Origin of the sequence: Colwellia sp. (assembly GCF_013215345.1) — a bacterium.
Lineage (GTDB): Bacteria > Pseudomonadota > Gammaproteobacteria > Enterobacterales > Alteromonadaceae > Colwellia.
Map to the genome: position 1 here is coordinate 1 of NZ_JABSOV010000231.1, position 2768 is coordinate 2768.

3 protein-coding genes are annotated in these 2768 nt (G+C 38.6%); all 3 read left to right on the top strand.

Going from position 1 to position 2768, the window contains the following annotated elements; all coding sequences use genetic code 11:
* On the top strand, positions 1-863 hold an 863-nt coding region (locus HRT50_RS18490), incomplete at its 5' end, for a beta-ketoacyl synthase (RefSeq protein ID WP_291617250.1).
* A 191-nt stretch (positions 864-1054) separates the two neighbouring features.
* Positions 1055-1930: a DMT family transporter gene (locus HRT50_RS18495; RefSeq protein WP_291617251.1), complete on the top strand. Its 876-nt coding sequence runs from the start codon at positions 1055-1057 to the stop codon at positions 1928-1930.
* 568 nt (positions 1931-2498) lie between these two features.
* Positions 2499-2768, top strand: a 270-nt coding sequence (locus HRT50_RS18500) for a carboxypeptidase-like regulatory domain-containing protein (RefSeq protein ID WP_291617253.1), incomplete at its 3' end; no start/stop codon positions are given.

Consider the following 2768-nt stretch of genomic DNA (forward strand, 5'->3'; position numbering starts at 1 on the left):
CCAGTCGCCCTTTTGGCAAAAATTGTGGTTTTACTATGGGTGAAGGCGCACAGTTTGTCGTCTTGATGGATGATGCCCTTGCCCTAGAAATGGGCGCAAAAGTACTCGCTTCAGTTGCCGATGTATTTATCAATGCCGATGGCTATAAAAAATCTATCACGGCGCCAGGCCCTGGTAACTATATAACCATGGCAAAATCTGTTGCTTTAGCTGAGCAAGTATTAGGTAAGGAGGCATTACAACAGCGTAGTTTTATTCTGGCGCACGGCTCAAGTACACCACAAAATCGCGTTACTGAGTCTTTGATTTATCATAAAATTGCTGAATGCTTTAATATCGAAAACTGGCCAGTAGCTGCGCCAAAAGCTTATGTTGGCCATACGCTAGGTCCTGCGAGTGGCGATCAAATGGCCATGGCATTAGGTATTTTCAGTGAAAATATTATGCCCGGCATTACCACCATCGATAAAGTTGCTGATGATGTTCATAACGAGCACCTTAATATCGCCACTGAGCATTGGCATTGTCATGACATGGACATCGCTTTTATCAACTCAAAAGGCTTTGGCGGTAATAATGCCACGGCAACGGTATTTTCGCCAAAAGTGAGTTTAGCCATGATGGAAAAACGCTATGGCAGTGAAGCAATGCAAGAGTATCAACAAAAACTCGTTAGCGTCGAACAAGCTCAACAAATTTATCGTGATAACGCCAACAAAGGTCAATTTAATTTGATTTATAAATTTGGTGAAGGCATGGTCAATGAGGCTGATATTGAATTAACCACTGAGAGTTTAAAGTTCGCTGAATTCAAGAACGGTATTGCTCTCCCCACTAAAAACCCTTTTGATGATATGGTTTAATAGTCAGCTGCATAACTTTAACCCGAGTTAAGGTTAATTATTAAGGTGTTATCTTGCCAATTTACTAAGCTGGCACCTTAATTTTATTGTTAACTATTTACTAAACTAGCTACTTAACTATTGACTAAGAATCAGAAAGCCGAGTCACTTACCTCTCACCATCGTTGCCAATACATAGATTAGGAACATATATGACTCGCTTTAAAATAATCCTAATCACTTTTCTATCGCTATTGGCCTTTGCTGCTAATTCACTGATTACGCGTTTTGCCTTAGAACAAACCACCATAGATGAAGCCAGTTTCATTATGCTGAGAGTTGTTTCTGGCGCACTATTCTTATGGCTATTTGTTACGCTAAAAAAGCATAAATCGCCCTGGCAGTCAGGCAATTGGCTTGCTGCTGCTGCCCTGTTTATTTATGCTGTTAGCTTTACTTATGGTTACGGTTTAATCGCCGCTGGTACCGGTGCGTTATTACTATTTGGCTCAGTGCAAGTAACCATGACTATTGTTGGTTACCGTGAAGGAGAACGGCTGAATAGAGTACAATTAATCGGCTTTGTGTTAGCGCTTGCTGGCTTAGTAATATTAATGTTACCCGGTATAAGCGCACCTTCATTGACTGGCGCATTATTAATGTGCATTTCAGGTGTTGCTTGGGGTATATATACGCTACAAGGTAGAGGTGCAAGTAATCCCGCCGCCTCTACTGCAGGAAACTTTATCAAAGCGGCGCCAATGGCGATGCTGTTATGGTTTATCGTTAACTTATCAACAAACAACACTATTAACTTAGCCAGCGATGGTATTATCTGTGCATTACTATCAGGTATTGTCACTTCTGCCATAGGTTACATTATTTGGTACAGTGTATTGCCTGAGCTCAAGGCTACTCAAGCCGCCATCATTCAATTAAGTGTGCCTTTACTAGTAACTTTAGCAGGGGCGATATTACTTAATGAAGTTATTACCCTACGCGTAGTACTCGCTTCATTTACTATTTTATTCGGCACTATTTTGGTGCTAACTTACAAGAAAAGTAAGCTAGGCCTTGCCAAAAAGTAACGTTTTTCAAAGAAATCTGTAAAGAAGTACAAGAAAGATCCGCACTAATCCTCACTGCTATTTAAGTGAACTATTACTCATTTTCACTAACGTTAGCTATAAAAAGTTATTCATGATTCTCTTTATGAAAAACGGCTATAAAACCTGTTCTACGAAACATTCAGCAAACATAACTTACACTTCATTCCTGCATTAAATTTCTAAATTATTTATCAAAACAGCATTATATTCGAAAAAACTCTAAGCTAAGAGCATTTTGTTCTTACGGTCATTTACTCGTCTAGCCTTTATTTTCTCCTTTGCCTCAGTAAGCATTTTTGCTGCATTTGCGTTAATACCAGGTAACTTTTCAGATTAATCTTGTTGCAATTTGTATCATCTTGCAATCAAATAATTGTAGATAATATACAATATAACGTATATAACTGTGATTGTACTTCTGTGTTATTCGCTTAAGAAACACCTACTGCTGACAAGTAAAAAGTACAAGGGGAGTTAAGTTAGATTAAGGGATAAAACAAAAACAACATAAAAAACAATAAGATGAAACTAAAACAGGTATAACATAATGATTAAATCAAACTTAAAGGCACGTAGAACACTCGCTGCCATTGCCGTAGGTACGGCATTAATGCTATCCGCTCCTAGCGTAATGGCTGCAGATAATACAAATGGTACTTTAAAAGGTATTATTACTTCTGATGCTGGTACGCAAGTATCTGGTGCAACAATCACAGTTAAGCATCAAACTAAAGGTATTTCACGTACCGTCACTTCAAATTCTGAAGGTAAATATAATTTACGAGGCCTACCAATTGGTCGCTATACAGTGACTATT